Annotated in this window: 13 protein-coding genes, 2 tRNA genes and 2 pseudogenes; 16 read left to right on the plus strand and 1 reads right to left on the minus strand. The window is 28.4% G+C overall.

Annotated features, from left to right (window positions below; all coding sequences use genetic code 11):
• Window positions 1–250: 250 nt before the first annotated feature.
• From rlmE to GII40_RS01695, 14 genes and pseudogenes are all read left to right on the plus strand, one after another.
• Window positions 251–877 (plus strand): 23S rRNA (uridine(2552)-2'-O)-methyltransferase RlmE, encoded by a 627-nt coding sequence (gene rlmE, locus GII40_RS01630; protein WP_226813118.1) that lies wholly within the window; start codon window positions 251–253, stop codon window positions 875–877.
• A 57-nt stretch (window positions 878–934) separates the two neighbouring features.
• Window positions 935–2,785: pseudogene (gene ftsH / locus GII40_RS01635) on the plus strand (ATP-dependent zinc metalloprotease FtsH); the annotation flags it as partial.
• 1,635 nt (window positions 2,786–4,420) lie between these two features.
• Window positions 4,421–5,758: a phosphoglucosamine mutase gene (gene glmM / locus GII40_RS01640; RefSeq protein WP_226813120.1), complete on the plus strand. Its 1,338-nt coding sequence runs from the start codon at window positions 4,421–4,423 to the stop codon at window positions 5,756–5,758.
• A gap of 192 nt (window positions 5,759–5,950) precedes the next feature.
• A complete protein-coding gene (gene secG, locus GII40_RS01645) occupies window positions 5,951–6,286 on the plus strand; it encodes a preprotein translocase subunit SecG (protein WP_226813121.1) in 336 nt (111 codons plus the stop codon).
• Between the two features lie 110 nt (window positions 6,287–6,396).
• Window positions 6,397–6,483 (plus strand) — tRNA-Leu (locus GII40_RS01650).
• A 45-nt stretch (window positions 6,484–6,528) separates the two neighbouring features.
• Window positions 6,529–6,605: transfer RNA gene (locus tag GII40_RS01655), tRNA-Met, on the plus strand.
• A gap of 208 nt (window positions 6,606–6,813) precedes the next feature.
• Window positions 6,814–7,287 (plus strand): ribosome maturation factor RimP, encoded by a 474-nt coding sequence (gene rimP, locus GII40_RS01660; RefSeq protein ID WP_226813122.1) that lies wholly within the window; start codon window positions 6,814–6,816, stop codon window positions 7,285–7,287.
• A 1-nt stretch (window position 7,288) separates the two neighbouring features.
• Window positions 7,289–8,773, plus strand: coding sequence for a transcription termination factor NusA (gene nusA / locus GII40_RS01665; protein WP_226813123.1), 1,485 nt, complete (start codon window positions 7,289–7,291; stop codon window positions 8,771–8,773).
• A gap of 28 nt (window positions 8,774–8,801) precedes the next feature.
• A complete protein-coding gene (gene infB, locus GII40_RS01670; protein WP_226813124.1) occupies window positions 8,802–11,498 on the plus strand; it encodes a translation initiation factor IF-2 in 2,697 nt (898 codons plus the stop codon).
• A gap of 489 nt (window positions 11,499–11,987) precedes the next feature.
• On the plus strand, window positions 11,988–12,377 hold the full coding sequence (rbfA, locus tag GII40_RS01675; RefSeq protein WP_226813125.1) for a 30S ribosome-binding factor RbfA: 390 nt from the start codon (window positions 11,988–11,990) through the stop codon (window positions 12,375–12,377).
• A gap of 18 nt (window positions 12,378–12,395) precedes the next feature.
• Window positions 12,396–13,355, plus strand: a complete 960-nt coding sequence (gene truB, locus GII40_RS01680) for a tRNA pseudouridine(55) synthase TruB (protein WP_226813126.1) — start codon at window positions 12,396–12,398, stop codon at window positions 13,353–13,355.
• Window positions 13,356–13,521: 166 nt separating this feature from the next.
• Window positions 13,522–13,785 (plus strand): 30S ribosomal protein S15, encoded by a 264-nt coding sequence (rpsO, locus tag GII40_RS01685; protein ID WP_226813127.1) that lies wholly within the window; start codon window positions 13,522–13,524, stop codon window positions 13,783–13,785.
• 299 nt (window positions 13,786–14,084) lie between these two features.
• Window positions 14,085–16,169, plus strand: coding sequence for a polyribonucleotide nucleotidyltransferase (pnp, locus tag GII40_RS01690; RefSeq protein ID WP_226813128.1), 2,085 nt, complete (start codon window positions 14,085–14,087; stop codon window positions 16,167–16,169).
• A gap of 1,000 nt (window positions 16,170–17,169) precedes the next feature.
• Window positions 17,170–18,864, plus strand: a pseudogene (locus GII40_RS01695) (DEAD/DEAH family ATP-dependent RNA helicase); the annotation flags it as partial.
• An 863-nt stretch (window positions 18,865–19,727) separates the two neighbouring features.
• Here GII40_RS01695 and gpmM read toward each other — a convergent pair.
• A complete protein-coding gene (gpmM, locus tag GII40_RS01700; protein ID WP_226813129.1) occupies window positions 19,728–21,269 on the minus strand; it encodes a 2,3-bisphosphoglycerate-independent phosphoglycerate mutase in 1,542 nt (513 codons plus the stop codon).
• A gap of 1,272 nt (window positions 21,270–22,541) precedes the next feature.
• On the opposite strand from gpmM, the gene GII40_RS01705 reads away from it, so the two are divergent.
• Together GII40_RS01705 and secB are read left to right on the plus strand one after the other, a co-directional pair.
• Window positions 22,542–22,973 carry a rhodanese-like domain-containing protein gene (locus tag GII40_RS01705; protein WP_420885602.1) on the plus strand — a complete coding sequence of 144 codons (432 nt, stop codon included), beginning with the start codon at window positions 22,542–22,544 and terminating at the stop codon, window positions 22,971–22,973.
• Between the two features lie 323 nt (window positions 22,974–23,296).
• Window positions 23,297–23,749, plus strand: coding sequence for a protein-export chaperone SecB (secB, locus tag GII40_RS01710; protein ID WP_226813131.1), 453 nt, complete (start codon window positions 23,297–23,299; stop codon window positions 23,747–23,749).
• The last annotated feature ends 4 nt before the right edge of the window (window positions 23,750–23,753 follow it).

Below are 23,753 nucleotides of genomic sequence, written 5' to 3' on the forward strand. Positions count from 1 at the left end.
TATTTATTTATATTATAGATCAACTTATCGTTTATTAATTTGATATATAAATATATGTTATTATTATATAACATAGTATTTAGTAAGATTATTAGATAATATTGTATTATTTATATATAATATATCTTTTTAATTAAATTATTTTTTATTTATAATACTATATTACATTCATATCTACAGTATTATCATCAAATATAATTGATTATACTTTCAAATAACATTAAATTATTATTTAGAGAATAAATATTAGATGGGAAAAAAACGTTCTGCTAGTTCCAATCGTTGGATGCACGAACATTTTAATGATAAATATGTAATTCAAGCTCAAAAAAAAGAATTGCGTTCTCGTTCTTGGTTTAAATTAGATCAAATACACAAAATTGACAAATTATTTACATTAGGAATGAATGTTATAGATTTGGGTTCATCGCCAGGCGGATGGTCACAATATGTTGCTAAAAAAGTTGGAGATAGAGGAAGAGTTATTGCTAATGATATTCTTCCTACGCATCCTATTATTGGTGTTCATTTTTTACAAGGTGATATTCGTGATAAATTAGTGATGAAAGAATTAATAAAATGTGTAGGTAAAGATAAGGTGCAAGTTGTAATATCAGATATGGCACCTAACATGAGTGGTCTACCATCAGTAGACATTATGCGTGCAATATATCTAGCGGAATTAGCGTTAGATATAACTAAGGATGTCTTAGCTCCCGGTGGTAATTTTTTAGTAAAGATGTTTCAGGGAGAAGGCTTTGATGAGTACCTTACGCAGATTCGCTTACTGTTTACAAAAGTTAAGATTCGTAAACCTGATGCATCCCGAGCACGTTCGAGGGAAGTATACATCGTAGCTACAGGGCAAAAAATATAGTACCCTGATGCTTATTGTTAACACAGTTGTAAATATGAGGTTCATCCCTTGAGTGACATGGCAAAAAACCTAATACTTTGGTTGGTCATTGCAGTAGTACTAATGTCCCTGTTTCAAAGCTTTGGGCCCAGTGAATCGAATAACCGTAAGATTGATTATTCTACTTTCTTAACTGAAGTTAATCAAGATAAGGTACGTGAAGTCCGTATTAATGGGCGTGAAATTAATGTTACTAAAAAAGATAGTAATAAATATACAACATACATTCCTATTAACGATCCTAAAATGTTAGATTCTTTATTAACTAAAAATGTAAAAGTAATTGGCGAACCACCTGAAGAGCCAAGCTTACTTACCTCTATTTTTATTTCTTGGTTTCCCATGTTTTTATTAATTGGAGTATGGATTTTCTTTATGCGTCAAATGCAAGGAGGCGGTAAAGGTGCAATGTCTTTTGGCAAGAGCAAAGCTCGTATGCTTAATGAAGATCAAGTTAAAACAACATTTGCCGATGTTGCTGGCTGTGATGAAGCAAAAGAAGAAGTTTCAGAATTAGTTGAATATCTTCGTGACCCAAGTCGTTTCCAAAAATTAGGTGGTAAAATTCCTAAAGGTATTTTAATGGTTGGTCCTCCTGGTACTGGTAAAACCTTATTAGCTAAAGCAATAGCTGGTGAAGCTAAAGTACCATTTTTTACTATTTCAGGATCTGATTTTGTTGAAATGTTTGTTGGTGTTGGTGCATCTCGTGTGCGGGATATGTTTGAACAAGCCAAAAAAACAGCTCCATGTATTATCTTCATTGATGAAATTGATGCTGTTGGCCGTCAGCGTGGGGCTGGTTTAGGTGGTGGTCATGATGAACGTGAACAGACTTTAAATCAAATGTTAGTTGAAATGGATGGTTTTGAAGGTAATGAGGGTATTATTGTTATAGCTGCTACTAATCGTCCTGACGTACTTGATCCTGCGCTACTACGTCCAGGACGTTTTGATCGACAAGTTGTTGTAGGTCTACCAGATGTGCGTGGCCGTGAACAAATTTTAAAAGTACACATGCGTCGCGTACCTTTAGCAATAGATCTTGATTCTTCTGTTATTGCTAGAGGTACACCAGGATTTTCTGGTGCTGATTTAGCAAATTTAGTCAATGAAGCTGCACTATTTGCAGCTCGTAATAATAAGCAAGTTGTATCTATGGCTGAGTTTGAAAAAGCTAAAGATAAAATTATGATGGGCGCAGAGCGTCGTTCAATGGTTATGACTGAAAAACAAAAAGAATCTACTGCTTACCATGAAGCAGGACATGCAATTATTGGTCGTTTAGTGCCTGAGCATGATCCAGTACATAAGGTAACAATTATTCCAAGAGGTCTAGCATTAGGTGTAACCTTTTTCTTACCACAAGGAGATGCTATTAGCTACAGTCGTCAAAAACTAGAGAGCATAATTTCTGTTGCTTATGGTGGACGTTTAGCAGAAGAATTAATTTATGGTATTAATCATGTTTCTACTGGAGCATCACAGGATATCAAACAAGCAACAACAATAGCTCGTAACATGGTTACCCAGTGGGGATTTTCAGAAAAACTAGGTCCACTATTATATGCAGAAGAAGAAGGAGAAGTATTTTTAGGACGTTCTGTTTCTAAATCTAAACACATGTCTAATGAAACCGCACGTATTATTGATCAAGAAGTTAAAGCGTTGATAGAACGTAACTATATACGCACTCGTCATTTATTAGAAGAAAATATAGATATTATGCATGCAATGAAAGATGCATTAATGAAATATGAAACAATTGATGCTCTTCAAGTTGATGATTTAATGGCTCGTCGTGCGGTTCGTCTGCCAACTGGTTGGGAAGAAGAGAAGAATAATAATTTAAATAACAATGATCATAATGCTAATCAAAATGTATTAGATAATACCGATAATCATAATTGTACATAAATTATTAGTAATAATAAAAATAAATTAACAAGATAATATTATAGTTTAATAAATAAAAATAGACTAAATATTACTTAATATCAATAACACTTATATTATTATATATAATTATTTTTAACTAATATCACAAGTATTTATAATAACTAAGATGATATTATGTATATTACTTTATCGTTTATAAATAGATTATTATTTAATAAAATTAGTATAAATTATTAGTTACATCATAACTTTAAAAATCACAATTAATGATTTAATTATAGAATAAGATTACATATGCAATCATATATTCAATAATTACATAATTCTTATAAACTCTAATAGGAGTACTTACTCAGTAAGTACTCCTATTAGAGTAATCAATATTTTATATCTTTGTAAGATCATACAAAATTCGTACTAATAATATAGTAAAATATAAAAATATTATTTATATAACTTAAAACGTATTGTATAAATAATCTTTATTTATTTAATATGATAATTGTATCTTTATATAAAATACTAAAAATTTCATTACTTGTTACTAAATATTAACTTAGATGTAATTCTAAAAATAGAATTTTTATTCTATTACATAAGTAAATTAAAGTAATAAAAATATATTTTATATTATGAATACTTAAACATTACTCATACTAAATATATTAAATGAGTTATATTATTACATAATAAAAACTTTAAATAATCTTTCTATAAATATATATCAAACAATTTAGATAAATCTTATGTATACATAAGATAGAAATATTAATTTTACTATTAATTTATATTAAATCATTTGATTCTAGTAATAAGGTTGTATGACATATATATCAGTATACTCTATAAGTATTATTAATAATTTATTAAGTGTTTAAAATAATTAAAAAATTTTAATAATTTTATAAAATATATTAATACTATTAAAATAGTAAACAGATATGATTATTAATTATGATTAATATATTATTATCATGATGTAACACAAATTATAATTTATTTTTTTTAACAGTGATTAAATAATAATCAATATAGATATGATACAAATCAGCACGATAAAATAAGAGTGTTAAAACAAATTATTATCTTTAATAACTTACATAAATTAATAAGATTTATCTTTCTGTCTAATCCTAGCAAATTAAAAATAATAAAAAATATGAATCATTATGATTATCCCTGATATTGATAAAATAAATAAGATATACAATATAGGACAAAATACAATGATATAGTAATATAAAATAAATTATATATATTTAATATCGTATTTAAGACATATGATAATATTTTTATAAAAAATTTTGTTTATAAAAATTAATTTTTATTGTAAGTAGAATATCAAGAAATATGATATATTGTTAGTTTATCTTATGTAATTTATCATTCTTTAGATTACTAATTTTAATTAGTATATCTTATAAAGATATGGTTATTATTTTCTATAATTCAATCAAACATAGTGTATATTAATCAATAGTAATATGTACTGTAATGTCCTTGATGCTAAAAACCCACATATAACTTAGTAGTTTATTATATAAAAACAATGAAGATAATGTTTATTGTTATTATCTTACACTGTTAAATAAAGGATATAAACTTATGAGCGAGCGAAAATATTTTGGTACAGACGGTATTCGCGGCAAAGTTGGTAAATGTCCTATTAATCCTGATTTTATATTAAAGTTAGGGTGGGCTGCTGGAAAGGTGTTATCTCAACATGGTTCTCGTAAAATTATTATTGGTAAAGATACCCGTATCTCTGGATATATGTTGGAGTCTGCATTAGAAGCTGGTATCTCTGCTGCTGGTTTATCTACTTTATTGACTGGTTCTATGCCAACCCCTGCAATAGCATATTTAACTAAAATCTTTCGTGCTGAAGCTGGTATAGTAATTTCTGCGTCTCATAATCCATATTATGATAATGGCATTAAATTTTTTTCTATTCATGGTACTAAACTAACAGATGAAGTAGAAGAAGCTATCGAAGCAGAAATGGAAAAGCCAATGACATGTGTAAAATCTGCTAAATTAGGCAAGGCAAGTCGTATCATTGATGCTTCTAGTCGTTATATTGAATTCTGCAAGAGTACTTTTCCTTCAAATCTTAATATGAATGACTTAAAAATTGTTGTTGATTGTGCCAATGGAGCTACTTATAATATAGCACCAAACGTACTTCGCGAATTAGGTGCAACAGTTATAACTATTAATTGTAGGCCAAACGGAATAAATATTAATCAAGAATGTGGTTCTACAGATATCCGCCAATTACAAACAACAGTTCTAGCTGAAAAAGCAGATGTAGGATTAGCTTTTGATGGAGATGGCGATCGTGTTATCATGGTTGATCATTTAGGTAATAAGTTTGATGGTGATTATATTCTCTATCTAACTGCACGTGAACACTTACGTCAAGGCATTTTACATGGAGGTGCCGTAGGTACGCATATGAGTAATATGGGATTAGAATTGGCATTTCAACAAATAGGAATTCCTTTTGTACGTGCAAAAATAGGAGATAGATACGTTCTTGAAATGATGACATCAAAAGGTTGGTGTTTAGGTGCTGAAAACTCTGGGCATGTCATCATGCTTGATAAAACTACTACTGGTGATGGCATTATTGCAGGTTTGCAAGTTTTAGCAGTAATAATACGTAACTGCATGTCTTTACATGATTTATGTAGCGGTATAAAGTTATTACCACAAGTTCTTATTAATGTCCGATTTTATGGTAATGGTAATCCATTAGAGTCAGAAAGCGTTAAAGCTCTTACTGCAGAAATTGAAGAACAACTTAATGGTAAAGGACGTGTGCTGCTTCGCACCTCAGGAACTGAACCGTTAATTCGTATTATGGTCGAAGGTGAAGATAATGAGCAAATTACAGAAATGGCTAATCGTATTGCTCATGGTATTAAAATTATTAAGTAATATACATTATATTTAAATCAAGTTATATTTATATACACAATATATACCTTAACTTAATATTTTTTATTGATGTACACAAATTAATAAATTTTTCTTGCACACCTTCGTGACAAGTGATAATGTGGTATATATAAACAATTATGTATTTTATTACTTAAAGTATTTAGCTATAATATAAAATAGGTGTAACTAATGTATGAATTATTTTTGATACTCTTTATTATAATTGCTATTACTTTAGTAAGTATGATTATGTTGCAACAAAATAAAAATCTTAATATAGGATCTTCGTTAGGAACTAGTGCGTCTGCTACGTTATTTAGTTATAATAGATCTAATAATTTTATGACTAATATTATTTCTAGTTTAGCTATTATGTTTTTTATATTAAGTTTATTATTAAGTAATTTTAGTAAACAATACAGCAAACAAAATCAATGGAATAATCTGAATACAACGATACAGACTAATCAATTAAAGACATCAAAAACTCTAGTAAAAACTTTTAGTAAAGATATAAGACATTAATATTTATGTAAAAATATGAGTTGTTAAAAGCCTAAAAATTAATTTTTTAAAAAAATATATATAAAATATAAAAATATTCTTTTTGGAAGTATGATTAATACATGCTATATGCCGAGGTAGTGGAATTGGTAGACACGCTACTTTGAGGGGGTAGTGCCTAATAAGGCGTACGGGTTCAAGTCCCGTCCTCGGTACCAAGTTATAGATATTGTTTAATACTTTACAAGTATTGTATAAATCACAGCGGGGTGGAGCAGTTTGGTAGCTCGTCGGGCTCATAACCCGAAGGTCATCGGTTCAAATCCGGTCCCCGCAACCAATTTTAAAAGTATTATGCATAATAAATAGTGTATATATTTTAGTAATAACTTAAATTTTTAAAAGAGTCTTCTAAAGACACTATATTTTTATTTAATTAGTATATAGAGTTATATTACAAATACCCCTAAATAATAAACAATATTTGCAATATAACAGTGAAATAATTAGGCTATTTAGCCTTTTTTTATGTCTTGGGAGTAGTATGATTGTCTAAATTAAAACAAACATTAATAAAGATTATTTCAGAACCAGTTAACGTATTAGGTTTTGAATTGTTAGGTCTTGAATTAATATATAATCATTGTTTAACATTACGTATCTACATTGATAATGATAAAGGGATTACTATTAATGACTGCGCGAATGTTAGCTACAGAATTAGTGTAGCTCTTGACGCTAAAAATATTATTCAAGTTGCATATAACTTAGAAGTTTCATCACCTGGTGTTTATCGTCCAATATTTAAAATTGAGCATTATGTTCGTTTTATAGGAGAAAATATATTAATAATATTACGCAAAGAAATACAACATCGTAATAAATGGCAAGGTATTATTAAAGATGCTAAAAATAAAAGAATTACAGTCACTATAGATAAAAAAGACGAAATATTTTTATTAAGTAACATTCAAAAAGCGCACTTAGTACCTACACTATTAAAATTTGAATCAGGCTACTAGAATGAATAAAGAAATTCTAGCTGTTGTTGAGGCAGTTTCTAATGAAAAATCTCTTCCTCGTAAAAAAATCTTTGAAGCTCTAGAAATGGCACTAGCAACCGCTACTAAAAAAAAATATGAACAAGATATAGATGTTCGTATTTGTATAGACCCTAAAACAGGTAATTTTGATACTTTCCGTCGTTGGATAATAGTCGCTCAAGTTACTCAACCAACCCGCGAAATTACTCTTGATGCTGCTCAATTTGAAAATTCATTTTTCAGACTAGGTGAATATGTTGAGGATAAAATTGAATCTGTTATTTTTGATCGTATCACAACTCAAACCGCAAAACAAGTGATAGTGCAAAAAGTTAGAGAAGCCGAACGTGCTATGGTGGTTGATGCATTTCGTCAGCACCAAGGTGAAATTGTTATGGGTGTTGTTAAAAAAGTAAATCGCGATAGCATATTATTAGATCTAGGGAGCAATACTGAAGCTATTATTAGCCGAGAAGATATGCTTCCACGTGAAAATTTTCGTCCTGGTGATAGAATTCGTGGCGTGCTATATGATGTTCGTCCAGAAGCACGTGGTGCCCAGTTGTTTGTGAGCCGTGCACGTCCAGAAATGTTAATAGAATTATTTCGTATTGAAGTTCCAGAAATAGGTGAAGATATTATCGAAGTTAAAACCGCAGCCAGAGAACCAGGTTCACGTTCAAAAATTGCTGTTAAAACTAACGATAAACGTATTGATCCTATAGGAGCATGTGTAGGGATGCGTGGTGCTCGTGTTCAAGCTGTTTCAAGTGAACTTGGTGGTGAACGTATTGATATAATATTATGGGATGATAATCCAGCACAATTTGTTATTAATGCTATGGCTCCTGCCGAAATAGCTTCTATTGTTGTAGACGAAGATAAACATACTATGGATCTTGCAGTTGAAGTGAACAATCTTGCACAAGCTATTGGTCGTAATGGTCAAAATGTTCGTTTAGCTGCTCAATTGAGTGGTTGGGAATTAAATGTTATGACTCTTGATGATTTAAAGGCCAAACATCAAGCTGAAGCACAAGAAACTATTAAAACATTCACTAAATATCTCGATATTGATATAAATTTTGCAACTTTACTAGTTGAAGAAGGTTTATCTACTTTAGAAGAATTAGCATATGTTCCTGAACAAGAGTTACTAGCTATTAATGGTTTGAATCAGCAAATGATAAAGAATTTACGAGAGCAAGCAAAAAACGCATTAACCACACTAGCTCTAGCTAAAGAAGAGACCTTAAGCCATTGTAATCCAGATGAAGATCTATTATCTCTGGAAGGTATAGATCTTGATATAGCCTTAAAAATGGCTAATCGTGGTATTTGTGCATTAAAAGATCTTGCCGAGCAGAGTATCGAAGATTTAGCCGATATTGATGGATTAAATAGTAAAAAATCTGGTGAATTAATTATGGCTGCACGCAATATCTGCTGGTTTGGCGATAATTAATAATTAAATTGTAGCGGGAAGAGATAGTATGACAGAAGTAACTGTAAAAGTATTAGCAGCAGACATACATACCTCAGTTGATCGCTTAATACAGCAATTTGCTGATGCAGGATTAAAAAAATCAATAAATGATTTTGTGAGTCCGCAAGAAAAAGAAATATTATTAACTTATTTAAATCGTGAACACAATGTATCAAGTAAGCTAACATTACAACGTAAAACACGTACTACATTGAATGTTCCAATGATTGGTGGAAAAAGTAAATCTGTGCCAATAGAAGTTCGCAAAAAGCGTATTTATATAAAAAAAGATCCAGTAATTACGGAAGATATAGAAAGCATAAATGTTTTATTAAACAAGCAAGATCCCATTAAAATTGAAAAACAATTTAAAGACATATCTAATAAAAAAATAAAATTTATTATTGAAAATAAAATTAATCATGATTTAAATGAACAAGTCAAATGTAAAGTAGGCCATAAAAATAAACGTAGTGCAACTGAACTGAAAAAAGAGAGCAATCAAACTATTAACAAAAAAACTAAAACTGTACATGCCGATAAAGTACGCCGTGAAGCTGAAGCTGCGTTATTAAAACATAAAGCAGAAGAAGAAGCTTTACGTAAACTTGAAAAAGATGCTAAGCGTGTTTTTGAGGAAGCTCGTAAAATGGCTAAAGCTAATGCAGGTAAAGAAATTGAAAATGAAATAATAGAAGATATTTCTGACTATCATGTTACTACTTCTCATCATGCTCGTGAAGCCGAAGATGAAAATGACCGTCAACTTGAATCTGGACGCGCTAGAACACGTACTGCAGCTAAAGTACCGAAGAATAAAAAAGGCAATAAATTATTTGAATCTAAAGCTGATCGTGAAGCAGAGCGTGCACAGACACGTGGCAATAATAAAAGTAAACGAAAAATAAGTTCTTTACATCAAGGATTTAATAAACCCGTTCAAGCAGTAATCCGTGATGTTATTATTGGAGAAACTATTACTGTTGCAGAACTAGCCAATAAAATGGCTATTAAAGCTTCTGAAGTTATTAAAACAATGATGAATATGGGTTCTATGTCTACCATTAATCAAACTATATCTCAAGAAACTGCTCATATGGTTGCTGAAGAAATGGGTCATAAAGTTATTTTACGTCGTGATAATGATTTAGAAAAAGCTATTATGATTGATCGTGATATTGGAATTACTTTAGAACCTCGCGCGCCAGTTGTGACTATAATGGGTCATGTTGATCATGGTAAAACTTCTCTTCTTGATTGTATTAGATCAACAAAAGTAGCATCAGGTGAAGCTGGTGGTATTACACAACATATAGGTGCTTATCATATAAAAACTGATAACGGCATGATTACATGTTTAGATACTCCAGGGCACTCTGCATTTACTGCAATGCGTGCTCGTGGAGCCAAAGCAACTGATATCGTTGTTTTAGTTGTTGCTGCTGATGATGGCGTCATGCCGCAAACTATTGAAGCTATTCAACATGCTAAAGCTGCAACAGTGCCAATTGTTGTAGCTATCAATAAAATTGATAAGCCTGAAGCAGATATCGATCATGTTAAAAATGAATTATCTAAATATGGTGTTATGCCAGAAGAATGGGGTGGTGAATCTCAATTTATTCCTGTGTCTGCTAAAGTAGGCACAGGTATTGATTCTTTATTAGATGCGATTCTATTACAAGCTGAAATGTTAGAATTACAAGCTGTACATAAAGGTATGGCAAGTGGTGTAGTGATCGAATCTTTTTTAGATAAAGGTCGTGGTCCAGTAGCTACTATTTTAGTGCAAGAAGGAACTCTAAATAAAGGAGATATTGTTATATGTGGTTTTCAGTATGGTCGCATACGTGGCATGCGTAATGAAAGAGGATATTCAGTCCTTTTTGCTGGTCCTTCGATTCCTGTCGAAATTTTAGGTTTATCTAATGTACCGTCAGCTGGTGATATAGTAACTGTTGTACGTGATGAAAAAAAAGCTCGTGAAGTAGCATTATATCGTCAAAATAAATTACGTGAAATAAAAATGGCAGATCAGCAAAAATATAAACTAGAAAATATCTTTTCCAATATGAAAGACGGTACATGTTCTGAATTAAACATCGTACTTAAAGCTGATGTACAAGGTTCTTGTGAAGCCATTAATGATGCGTTATTAAGTTTATCTACTAATGAAGTAAAAATAAAAATTATTGGTTCTGGAGCTGGTGGTATTACTGAAACTGACGCTACTTTAGCGGCTGCATCTAATGCTATTATTCTTGGTTTTAACGTACGTGCTGATGCATCAGCGCGTCGTGTAATTGAAACTGAAAATCTAGATTTACGTTATTATTCTGTTATTTATAATCTTCTTGATGAAGTTAAACAAGCAATGAGTGGTATGTTAACTCCGGAATATCGTCAAGAAATCATAGGGTTAGCTGAAGTACGCAGCATCTTTAAATCACCTAAATTTGGTGCTATTGCAGGTTGTATTGTTACTGAAGGTATTATTAAGCGTAATAATCCCATTCGTGTATTACGAAATAATGTAGTTATTTATGAAGGAGAATTAGAATCTTTACGTCGTTTTAAAGAAGATATTAATGAAATTATTAATGGCATGGAATGTGGTATTGGTATTAAAAATTATAATGATATTCGCTCTGGAGATATAATTGAAGTTTTTAATATTATAGAAATAAAACGTAAAATCAACTAATTTAAAAAATATATACAAGAAAAATATCTTTTTAAAAATATTGTATATCTTATATATTAAGATTATATTCAATATAATTATATTAAAATAACTAAATATTGATTCAAGTAATATATTTTATAAAAAAAATACATGTTAAGATATTAATAATAAGTATTAAAATATTGATATATAATATTTATTTGTATAGTATGTCATATAATATATCTTGATTAAGATATTTTATGTTTTAAAACTATATACAAAAAATTAATCTTAAATAAATTAGGATTAGAAACTTATTTTTTAATAAAAAATATTGATTTAAAATTTACTTGTATTAATACTTTTGAAAAGTATATTGCATTTCTATAAAATATCTAACTCTTGAAAAGTTTATTATATCTTACTTTAAATTTATATAAACATAAGTATTACTAACCATTAAAATATTTATTATTTTAATTTCTTAAGAAATATTCCTTAGAATATTTCTTAAAGGACTAATTAATGACAAAAAACAATAATCGTATTCAGAGAATATCTCAAGAAATTCATAAAAAACTTGCTATTATTTTACAACGTGAAGTTCAAGATCCACGTATTTTTATGGCGACTGTTTCTGATGTTGAGGTCTCTTATGATTTAGCATATGTTAAAGTATTTATTACTTTCTTGCATGATAGTGATCCTAACGTAGTTAAAGTAGGATTGCAAGCATTACATGCAGCTGCTGGTTTTATTCGTAAATTAATTGGTAAAGCAATGCGACTGCGAGTTATTCCTAAGTTAAATTTTTTTTATGATAATACTTTAAGTGAAAGTATACGTATATCTACTCTTATTAATGAGATCATTAAAAATGATGAAAAGCGTCGAATTACGTCGTGTAATATTTAGGTATATGAGGAAGTAATCATGTCACGATGTATCCAACATAAACGTTCTATTAATGGTATTCTTTTATTGGATAAACATCAAAATATATCTTCAAATAAAATTTTACAAAAAATAAAATATATATATAATGCTAATAAAGCAGGACATACTGGTACATTAGATCCCTTAGCAGTTGGTATGTTACCTATTTGTTTTGGTGAAGCTACTAAATTTTCCCAATTTTTATTAGAGGCGAAAAAAATATATCACGTTATTGCTAAATTAGGACAAAGCACTAGTACTTCTGATGCTGACGGAGAAATTATTGAGGAACGACCAGTATCTTTTTCAAAGATACAATTAAATTATGCTTTAACTCAATTACTTGGTAATAGTACACAAATACCATCAATGTATTCTGCTATTAAATATCATGGAAAACCACTTTATCAATATGCTCGCCAAGGAATTGAGATTCCACGTAAAACTCGTAATATTACAATTTATAAGTTACAATTGATTAATTATAAAGACAATAAGTTAGAATTAGAGATTACTTGCTCTAAAGGTACTTATATTAGAACAATCATTGATAATTTAGGATCATCTTTAGGATGTGGCGCGCATGTTACATATTTGCGTCGTGTACAAGTGGCTAATTATTCTCAAGATAAAATGATAACTGTTGAGCAATTACAGAAAATTATTACTAATGCTAAAAAAGTTAATATTCAACCTAATGTAATACTTGATTCTTTATTGTTGCCAATAGAAACTGTTGTATCCCATTTACCAGTTGTTAATTTAACATATGTAACCGCTAAACAAATCCTTCACGGACAAAAAGTACAATTATTAGATTGTTCTATTAAAGGTATGGTCAGAATTAATATAGAAAAAAAGTGTAAATTTATTGGTATTGGAGAAGTAAATAACCTTGGTTATTTAGTTCCACATCGTTTATTACAATTAGTAGATCAAAATACTAATAAAGAGTGATTATTTCAGCATATGATTTTATAATAAAAAATAATTTTAGTTTTGAGATACATTGTTGCAATTTTTTTCTACTCAGAGTATAAATATGTATTATATATAAAAAACTAAATTAGAGATTGTCTATATAACTATATATTCAATCTTTTTATAATTTTGGAGTTATATAATGTCTCTAAATGTTAAAACTAAAATAATTACTGACTTTGGTGGTAATATTAAAAATAGTGGTTCAACTGAAGTACAGATTGCTTTGTTAACTACACAAATTAATAATTTGCAAATTCATTTTACCAAACATAAAAAAGATAACCATAGTCGTCGTGGATTATTACGTATGGTTTCTAAGCGTCGAAAGTTGTTGAATTACTTTAAAAATAAAAATATAACTAATTATACTAGTTTGATAGAGCGTTTAAATCTACGTCATTAGTAAAAGTAGATAAAATATTTTTAAAAAGTTAAAAGATAAATATAATATTATTAATTTAAAGATTACATCTAAAAAGTTGTTATAATCAATTACTTAATTGAGTGTAATTAACATTTATTATAATTAAATAAAATATTATCAATAATAAAAAAAATAAGTTATTTTTATGCATAATAACTAATATTTTTTAACAAATTTATTATACAAATATTTTAAAAAGTTAATACAACGTATTCATAAAAAATAATTAAAATCAACACTTTTATACAGTTACTAACTCATAAAATAAGGAAAATATCTTGCTAAATCCTATAGTTAGCAAATTTCAGTATGATCGCAATACAGTTACCTTAGAAACTGGAATTATGGCTCGTCAAGCTATTTCTGCTGTCATGGCTACCATGGAAGATACTGCGGTATTCGTTACAGTAGTATGTGCTAAAACCGCTAAAGAAGATCAAAGTTTTTTCCCTTTAACTGTTAATTATCAAGAGCGTACTTATGCTGCTGGTCGTTTTCCTGGTAGTTTTTTTCGTCGTGAAGGTCGTCCTAATGAACATGAAATTTTAATTGCACGTTTAATTGATCGTCCAATTCGTCCATTGTTTCCAGTTGGATTTTTGAATGAAATTCAAGTTGTTGCAACTGTTGTTTCTGTAAACCCACAAGTTAGTCCTGATCTTGTTGCAATGATTGGCGCTTCTGCTGCTCTTAGCTTATCAGGTATTCCTTTTAATGGACCTTTTGGTGCAGCTCGTGTTGGTTACATTAACGATCAATATATATTGAATCCCACTATTGATGAATTACAAGTCAGTAAATTAGACTTAGTTGTTGCCGGTACCGAAAGTGCAGTATTAATGGTTGAATCAGCAGCTCAGCAGTTAAGTGAAGAACAAATGTTAAATGCTGTTATATTTGGACATGCACGTCAACAAATTGTTATTGATAATATCAAAGAACTGACTGCGAAAGTTGGTAAGCCTCGTTGGAAATGGACAGCTCCGGTTATGAATACAGTATTATACAACCGAATTGCTGCATTAGCTGAAATACGTATAGGAGATGCATATCACATTACTGAAAAACAAGATCGTTACACTCAGATTAATCAAATTAAAACTGACGTGATTACTACGTTGCAACTTGAAGATGAATCTGTAAACTCAAGAGACATAACAGATATTTTAACATTAATAGAAAAAAATATTGTACGTGGTCGTATTATACGTGGAGAAAGACGTATCGATGGTCGTGAAAAAGATATGATTCGTAGTTTAGATATACGAACTGGTATTTTACCACGCACTCATGGATCTGCGTTGTTTACTCGTGGTGAAACTCAGGCTCTAGTAACTGCTACTTTAGGTACAGAACGTGATGCACAAAATATTGATAGCTTGATAGGTGAACAAACTGATAGATTCTTATTACACTATAATTTTCCTCCATACTCTGTAGGAGAAACTGGTATGATGGGTTCACCTAAGCGTCGTGAAATTGGTCATGGTAGACTTGCCAAACGTAGTTTATTGGCAGTTATGCCTAAACAAGAAGAGTTTCCGTACACTGTGCGTATAGTTTCTGAGATCACTGAATCTAATGGTTCTTCTTCTATGGCTTCTGTTTGTGGTGCTTCCTTAGCATTAATGGATGCAGGAGTACCCATAAAAAATGCGATAGCTGGTATTGCTATGGGTTTAGTAAAAGAAGAAGATAAATTTGTCGTTCTATCTGATATTTTAGGTGATGAAGATAATCTAGGAGATATGGATTTTAAAGTTGCTGGTAGCTGTCAAGGGATGACTGCCCTGCAGATGGATATGAAAATAGAAGGAATTACTCATAATATTATGCAAATAGCCTTAAATCAGGCTAAAAGTGCTCGTCTTCATATTTTAAGTGTAATGGAGCAAGCAATTCATCAACCACGCTGCAATATTTCTGAATTTGCTCCACGCATACATACTATAAAAATTAATCCTGAAAAAATTAAAGATATTATTGGAAAAGGTGGTTCCGTTATACGCGCCTTAACTGATGAAACTGGTACTATTATTGATATTGAAGATAACGGTACTATTAAAATAGTAGCAACTGATAAAGAAAAAGTTAAACAAGCAATTAAACGTATCGAAGCAATTACTGCTGAAATAGAAGTTGGTCGTATTTATGAAGGTAGAGTAACTCGTATTGTTGATTTTGGTGCTTTTGTTGCCATTAGTGGTAGCAAAGAAGGTCTTGTTCATATTTCTCAAATTACTGATAAGCGTGTTGAAAAAGTTACTGATTATCTTTGTATAAATCAAAATATATTAGTTAAGGTTTTAGAAGTTGATCGTCAGGGACGGGTACGTCTTAGTGCCAAAGAGGCAAAAAAATAGAATAACATATATTGTAATTCATTAATAATTAATAAACTTGTCTTGTATCCTAATATCAAATGTATTGACATTATCAGTAATTATTTGTAATATATACAATATTTTTATTTGTATGTTTTAAAAAATCATTTAATAATTTAGATTTACCTTGATAATTTTTATAAAATTGATCATATATAAAATACATATTTAATATATCTTAACTTAAGAATATTTTATTATTAGTATAATATATATGTGTAATTTTTGTATATACTTAAAATATATGATATCCTGTAAATTAAAATTATTTTATTTATAATAATTTGTTATTTCATGTAAACATTGCAAATGTATTAACTATTACATATCTTAAATAAAAATAAATATTTTATTTTATTTTTATAAAATACTGTATTTTTAGTACTAGTACATAATGAATACTATATTACAACACAAACTATTAATATAATAATATTATTATTTATATTATTAAAGATAAAAATATCTAAAGAAAAACTATTCTGCAAAGAATAGTCGTAATACTATAAGAAAAATATAAATACATAAAGATATAATCTTATTACATAATCTTTATGTATTATTAATTTACAAAATTGTTTAATACGCTAGTAAGAACATTTGGCTAATTAATTAATTAGACATCTCAGAATATATGTTATTTTTTTGATAAAGTTAATATGCACTCAGAGAGTATAAGCAAGCACCTAAATAGCTGTTCAAGCTAACTATGAGAATAAAGTAACTCAAACTTTGTTAAACAACTATTATGCAATGCTCTTTTGGCTCAAAATAGTCAGATTATCTATCAGAATTAAAACAGTAATCTCTGAAAAATCATCATGCATATAGACTTAAAGTTATTTATTACCTCTTTGAGGTAAAGGTTTGTTGTTTGTTATTTAATATAATTTGAGCCGGTTTACACTTTTCATGAAAATAAACTGCTATTTTCTAGACTAGTTATGCAGACTGGCCGCGATTAATGAGGCACGTGTACATGACTAAGTTTGAAAATTCTTTTGCTGATCTTGGGCTATCTAAACCAATTATTCAAGCATTAATAGATCTAGGATATAAAAAGCCATCTCCTATTCAGGAAGCATGCATACCTTATCTCTTACAGGGACGAGATGTATTAGGCATGGCTCAAACAGGTTCAGGAAAAACTGCTGCATTTTCTTTACCACTATTGCATAATATTGATCCAAAACTAAAAGTACCACAAATACTAGTTCTAGCACCAACCCGTGAATTAGCAATGCAAGTATCTCAGGCAATGGCTGATTTAGCAAAATATATTAATGATATAAATGTTGTTGCCCTTTATGGCGGACAACGTTACGAAATACAACTACGTGCCCTACGTCAAGGACCACAAATTGTTGTTGGTACTCCAGGTAGATTACTCGATCTTTTAAAAAGAGGCGCTCTTAATCTATCTAAACTACATGGTTTAGTTATAGATGAAGCCGATGAAATGTTACGAATGGGTTTTATTGAAGATGTTGAAAATATTCTAGCACAAATTCCAGCACAACATCAGACAGCATTATTCTCTGCAACAATGCCTGAAGCAATTCGTCGTATTACTCGTCGTTTCATGAAAGAACCTCAAGAAGTACGTATTCAGTCTAGTATTAATACAAGGCCAGATATTAGTCAAAGTTATTGGAGTGTATTTGGTATACGTAAAAATGAAGCTTTGATTCGTTTTCTTGAGGCTGAAGATTTTGATGCTGCCATTATTTTTGTACGGACTAAAAATGCTACTTTAGAAGTAGCAGAAGCTTTAGAACGTAGTGGTTATATTAGTGCTGCTTTAAATGGAGATATGAATCAAGCTTTACGCGAACAAACTTTAAAACGCTTAAAAAATGGTCGTTTAGATATTCTAATAGCAACAGACGTTGCTGCCCGTGGTCTAGATGTAGATCGTATTAGTTTAGTTGTTAATTATGACATTCCAATGGATTCTGAATCTTATATACACCGTATAGGTCGTACAGGTCGAGCAGGTCGAGCAGGTCGAGCTTTACTATTTGTTGAACATGGTGAACGACGGTTACTACGTAATATTGAGCGTATTATGAAATTAACTATTCCAGAAGTTCATATTCCTAATGCAGAACTTTTAGGTCAACGTCGTTTAGCTAAGTTTGCCGCTAAAGTTCAACAACAAATAAAAAGCAATGATTTGGATAAATATCGTGATTTGTTAAGTAAATTACAGCGAAAAGATGAACTAGATATGGAAACACTAGCTGCAGCTCTTCTTAAAATGGCACGAGGTGAACGTCCACTTATTCCACCACCAGATATTATTATAGAGCGTCGTCAACGTCGGGAATTACGTGATCGTAATGATCGGGATAACGGTAATGAATCTCGTAAGAATGTAATTAAGTATCGTGAATATCGTAATGCTATGTCGCTATATCGTATTGAAATTGGTCGTGATGATGGAGTTGAAGTACGTCATATTGTCGGTGCTATAGCTAATGAGGGAGATATAAATAGTCGTTATATTGGTAACATAAAATTATTTGCTTATTACTCAACTATTGAGTTACCAAAAAATATGTCAAGTGATCTATTATCACATTTTACTTATACTCGAATTCTTAATAAACCACTTAATATGCGTTTAATGGGCGATGCACCAACAAGACAATATCGTGAAAGGCCAGACAGAAATTACAATAACCGTAAATTTAGGCAATAATTAGTATTATTCATTACTATCAATATAGTAGTAAACAGACTACTAAGTAAGTAAATGGCTATAGTTATAGAAAATGATAATAGTCATAATGATGATAATATAGTTTAAACTATATGATATATCTAACAAACAATGCATTTATTCTTGTGTATTGTTTGTATAATGATCAATAATAATATATAGACTATTTATTATTCTTTCAGAGATAAATTGACTATAAAAAGTATTAACTAGCATAATAATTATTATTTACTATAATATAGTATGTATAACATAAAATATGTTATTAGATAATAATTTTTATGTATACAATAAAACTGCAATTCTCATTTAAGAATTAAGAATTAAATATTAATTTTTAAGAGTTAATGTGTATATTTAGAATATAATTAAATAAAAATTTAGAAAATTATATTTAATTATTACTCATTTCTTGATTAAGAGTAATGCATGCTAAAATAGTAATAGAATATTTTTGCTAAATTATAAGTTTTTTAAGTTGAATACAGATATATATCTTTGAATTAATTTGAATCTATAAATTAAGAATTTATTAAATACATATTGATAAATTATTATATGTATTGAATTCATTAGGTGCTTTACAAAGTATTTTAGTAAGTTTATATATTTTATTGAATATTATAGTTAACTACATTGATACTATGTGAACATTTTAGTCTAAAATAACTTAATATATGATTATATATCAAATATATTCTTTATTCTATTGAATAGAATATATTAAATTTTTAGTAAATAATATATTATTAAATAATGTATATTCTTAATACATTATAGCTAATTTAGATGATTCATTGAATAGTTAATTGTTATATTATAAATAATGGTTTACCTGTCATTTCTTGAGGAACTTCCATATTCATCATTATTAACATAGTTACTGCTATATCAGATAATTTACCACCTTCAATAACCTTAGCTGGTTTACCAATATAAATTAATGGTACGGGTAAATTAGTATGAGCAGTATAGGCTACACCGGTAATTGGATCTTTCATAAGTTCAGCATTACCATGATCTGCAGTAATTAATAACTGACCATTAATATTTTTTACAGCTTTAACTACCTGACCTATACAATCATCTAAAATTTCAATAGCTTGTACTGTTGCATTGTATATACCAGTATGACCAACCATATCTCCATTAGGATAATTACAAATAATTGCATCATATTTACGACTATTAATTGCAGTAATTAACTTTGTTGTTAGTTTAGCAGAGTTCATTTCAGGTTTTAAATCATATGTTGCAACTTTTGGTGAATTGATTAAAATACGATCTTCACCTTTAAATTGTTGTTCAATTCCACCATTATAAAAAAATGTTACATGAGCATATTTTTCAGTTTCAGAGATACGTAATTGTTTTTTCTTATGCTTCATAAGCCATTCACCAAATGTATTTTTTAGTAAAACTGGCAGATAAGCACATTTAGCGTTAATATCATTAGCATATTGAGTTAGCATAACAAAATTACTTAATTTTACTATGTTTTTACGTTGAAAACCATTAAAATTTTTATCAACAAAAGCACGCGTAATTTGTCTAGCACGGTCAGCACGAAAGTTCATAAAAATTAATACATCGCCATTTTGCATAATGACATCATCTTCATCAACTGCTTTAATAATAGTTGGTCTAACAAATTCATCGTTTTCATTGCGTAAATAAGCATCTTCAAGACCAGTAACTGCATTATCAGCTATGTATTCTCCTTTTGCTGTAGTTAGTAAATCATAAGCTAATTTAATACGATCCCATCGATTATCTCGATCCATAGCATAATAACGACCAATAAGAGAAGCAATACGACCTTTTTTAATTTTACTAAATATATCCATGAATTTTTTTAGTGTATTTTTAGCGCTACGTGGAGGAGTATCGCGTCCATCTAAAAAAGCGTGTAGATAAATTTTTTCTGCATATCTTTTAACTGCTAATTGAATCGTAGCTATAATATGTTTTTCATGGCTATGTACACCTCCAGGAGATAATAAACCCATAATATGAACCGCTTTATTTAAAGATACTGCTTTATCAATAGCATGAATTAACTCTTTATTTAAGAAAAAATTTCCTTCTTCAATATCTTTATCTATACGTGTTAGATCCTGATATACGATACGTCCTGCACCTAAATTAACGTGGCCAACTTCTGAATTACCCATTTGTCCATCAGGTAAACCAACATCTAAACCAGAAGCAGAAATTAAAGTATGTGGATATTCTTTCCATAAATGTTCCATTATAGGTCTTTTGGCATTAAGAATAGCATTATCTTGTTTTTCTTCACGATAACCATATCCATCTAAAATTAATAGTACCATAGTTTTCTTAAAAAATGACATTGTAATAAGCTCCTTATAACTTAGGTACTTTAATAAAATATTTTGCATGTATCAATAACATAATCAATTTTACAAAAACATTAATATGTTTCAGTACTATATTTAATTAAATGATTAAATAATACGCAATTATTTACTTATCATAGAAATAATTATATTGATATTCAATTATTTATTATATGTATTAAATTTAATTAATGATTGTATAATAATTACTGTACTTTTAAAATTTTTGATTACTTCAGGAATACAATTATTAATTAAATATATTTTATAATAAAATTATATGATATTACTAATATTATTAGTATGATATTTATCAAAGTAATAGAGTATAGATTACATTAATAATATATTTCTTATAAAATTTACATTGTATTTTTTTAAAAAAATCAATACTTTTCTTATTACTATTTACATTATAAATATAAGAAATATATTTATAATGATTAAAAATAATATCTGCACTATTAATATAATAAATTAATTATTAAAATAAATAAGCATTAATATTAAATATAAATAAGTACAATAATATAATTAAATTACTTAATATCATCAATTATAAATAATTGCTTGTACATAAAATGTATTAGTATAGTATTATTCATACATACAATTGAAGTACATTTTTACAAGATACTACATTATATTATTTAAGTTTACTGTAATAAAATTAATTTAGTGTATAGCATGTATGATTCATATAGAATATTATAAATATAATACAAGAAGAAAAATGAGATTTTTTATCATAAAATAAACTATTATTCTATTGATCCATCACAGAGTGATATATTGTTACTTAAACTAAAGTAGTAGCAAGATAATGCTAAATATTTATTAGATAATACATATTAGCATAATTAAAATAATTTTTTATAGTATATTATTATATTAATAGATACTTGTAAGTTTATATAAATATTATTTTGCTAAATAACTGTAATCATAAAGACATAATTAATATGTATATTATAAAATCTCTAGATAGTATTATATTATATATTATATATACTAAATATACTATATTATTTTTTTGATTAAACTTCTAATTTTAATTTATTTGTATTAAATACTGCAAGCATATATTGATATTTATTTTATCCACAAGAAAAAAATATATTATTAAATAATATATTATTTATTAGCATATATTTTATTTAAGTAATAAATATACTTTCTATAATGCACTAAGTATGTAGTATATATTTTATAATAATCTATATATTATTTTTTTTAATTAAAACGAGATTAGTTATACCTATGCAAATACATAATATTCTTCAATTTTTAAATACTCATATTATACTTAGCCTAACTTGGATTATGCTATTTCTAACATTATTAATCATAACTTATAAAGTGTATTTTTCTAAAATAAAAGAGATTACTCGTAATAAAGCAATGCTTTTAATTAACAAAGAACATGCAATAATTGTTGATATACGTCCTTGTGAAGACTTTCGTGATGGTCATTTAGCTAATTCTATCAATATACATCCTCTTAACCTCAGAAAAGGTAATATTAATCAACTAAAATATTATAAAAATAAACCAGTTATTGTAGTATGCGCATATGGTACTAATTCTCGTGCGTCAGGTAATAATTTAGTAAAAGCAGGTTTTCAATATGTCTATATATTAAAAGATGGTATTATAGGATGGGTCCATGCAAGTCTTCCTTTAGTACGCGGTAAATAATATAATATAATATATTATATAATAATAAAATCTATTTTTATAAAAAATTTAATTGTTTTGACTACTCTCATAAAATGCAAAAAATATTTATACAATTTTAAAATACTGATGTTACAAAATTACTAATGAAATTATTTTACTATTAAGAAAAATTACAAAATACATTAAATATGTATTTATCTTAATAACAAAGGATATTGAATATAGTATTATATTTCATTATTTTTAAAAAAATACAACCCATATTAAATTATATAAATATAAAATTATCATTTTATAAAATAATTACTCATTAATACTCACTTAACAAGGTATCACTAAATATGTCAAAACAAAAAGATTTAGCAAAATATTTACAAATTCAACGTATTTATACAAAAGATATATCGTTTGAAGCTCCAAACGCACCAAATATATTTCAGCAAGAATGGAAGCCTACAGTTAAGTTAACTTTAAATACTCTATCTAATCAATTGATTAAGAATGTATTTGAAGTTATATTACAGTTAAACGTAACTGTATATCTAGATAAAACAATTGCATTTTTATGTGAAATACAGCAAGCAGGAATTTTTAATATTTATGGAATTCAAGAAACTCAGATGACTTATTGTCTCGGATCTTACTGCCCTAATATTTTATTCCCGTATGCACGTGAATGTATCACTAACTTAGTTAATCGTAGTACTTTTCCACAATTAACTTTAGCTCCAATAAATTTTGACTTACTTTTTAATAATGCTATACAACACTCTACAGTTGCAGAAAGTATATAATAAT

This window comes from Candidatus Profftia lariciata (genome assembly GCF_020541265.1).
GTDB lineage: Bacteria > Pseudomonadota > Gammaproteobacteria > Enterobacterales > Enterobacteriaceae > Profftia > Profftia lariciata.

Bases quoted from the DNA above. Each gene is read 5' to 3' on its own strand.
- rlmE (WP_226813118.1), top strand. From the start codon at position 251: ATGGGAAAAAAACGTTCTGCTAGTTCCAATCGTTGGATGCACGAACAT.
- rbfA (WP_226813125.1), top strand. From the start codon at position 11,988: ATGACAAAAAACAATAATCGTATTCAGAGAATATCTCAAGAAATTCAT.
- gpmM (WP_226813129.1), bottom strand. From the start codon at position 21,269: ATGTCATTTTTTAAGAAAACTATGGTACTATTAATTTTAGATGGATAT.
- secB (WP_226813131.1), top strand. From the start codon at position 23,297: ATGTCAAAACAAAAAGATTTAGCAAAATATTTACAAATTCAACGTATT.
- glmM (WP_226813120.1), top strand. From the start codon at position 4,421: ATGAGCGAGCGAAAATATTTTGGTACAGACGGTATTCGCGGCAAAGTT.
- infB (WP_226813124.1), top strand. From the start codon at position 8,802: ATGACAGAAGTAACTGTAAAAGTATTAGCAGCAGACATACATACCTCA.
- truB (WP_226813126.1), top strand. From the start codon at position 12,396: ATGTCACGATGTATCCAACATAAACGTTCTATTAATGGTATTCTTTTA.
- rpsO (WP_226813127.1), top strand. From the start codon at position 13,522: ATGTCTCTAAATGTTAAAACTAAAATAATTACTGACTTTGGTGGTAAT.
- nusA (WP_226813123.1), top strand. From the start codon at position 7,289: ATGAATAAAGAAATTCTAGCTGTTGTTGAGGCAGTTTCTAATGAAAAA.
- secG (WP_226813121.1), top strand. From the start codon at position 5,951: ATGTATGAATTATTTTTGATACTCTTTATTATAATTGCTATTACTTTA.